Raw genomic sequence first — 655 nt, forward strand, 5'->3', positions numbered from 1 at the left:
CTTGGTCAGCACCGCGGTCGGCGCCGCCGAAGAGGCGCAGCGACAACGTGGTTGGAGCCTGGAGGTCATCGATCTGCGGTCCCTGGTGCCACTCGACTTCGATACCGTCGCCTCATCGATCCACCGGACCGGACGCTGCGTGGTGATGCACGAGGGCCCGAGAAGCCTGGGGTATGGAGCGGGTGTGGCCGCCCGCATTCAAGAGGAGTTGTTTTACGAGCTTGAGGCGCCGGTGTTGCGCGCGTGCGGGTTCGACACCCCGTACCCGCCGGCGCGGCTGGAAAAGTGGTGGCTGCCCGGACCCGACCGGCTGCTGGATTGCGTCGAACGCGTGTTGGCGCAGCCATGAGTGACGGGCGTATCAAGCCGTTTCGCGTCCCCGACCTCGGCGAGGGACTGGAAGAAGTCACCGTGACGCAGTGGCACGTGGCGATCGGGGACGATGTCGAGCTCAATCAGGTGCTGTGCACGGTGGAGACCGCCAAGGCCGAGGTGGAAATCCCGAGCCCGTACGCCGGACGGATCGTCGAAAGGAATGGCGCCGAAGGCGATACGGTCAGCGTGGGAGCGGTGCTGCTGCAGATCGATGACCTCCAGGCTCCAACCACGTTGTCGCTGCGCCTCTTCGGCGGCGCCGACCGCGGTGCTGACCAAG

General features: G+C 66.4%; 2 protein-coding genes. Both read left to right on the forward strand.

What is annotated here, in order from left to right; translation table 11 throughout:
* The coding region (locus A5652_RS06010) for a transketolase C-terminal domain-containing protein (RefSeq protein WP_304441762.1) at positions 1 to 349 on the forward strand (349 nt) is incomplete at its 5' end.
* Positions 346 to 655, forward strand: a 310-nt coding sequence (locus tag A5652_RS06015) for a biotin/lipoyl-containing protein (protein WP_304441763.1), incomplete at its 3' end; no start/stop codon positions are given. The genes A5652_RS06010 and A5652_RS06015, both read left to right, overlap by 4 nt.

Origin of the sequence: Mycobacterium sp. 1165178.9, from assembly GCF_001673555.1 — a bacterium.
GTDB lineage: Bacteria > Actinomycetota > Actinomycetes > Mycobacteriales > Mycobacteriaceae > Mycobacterium.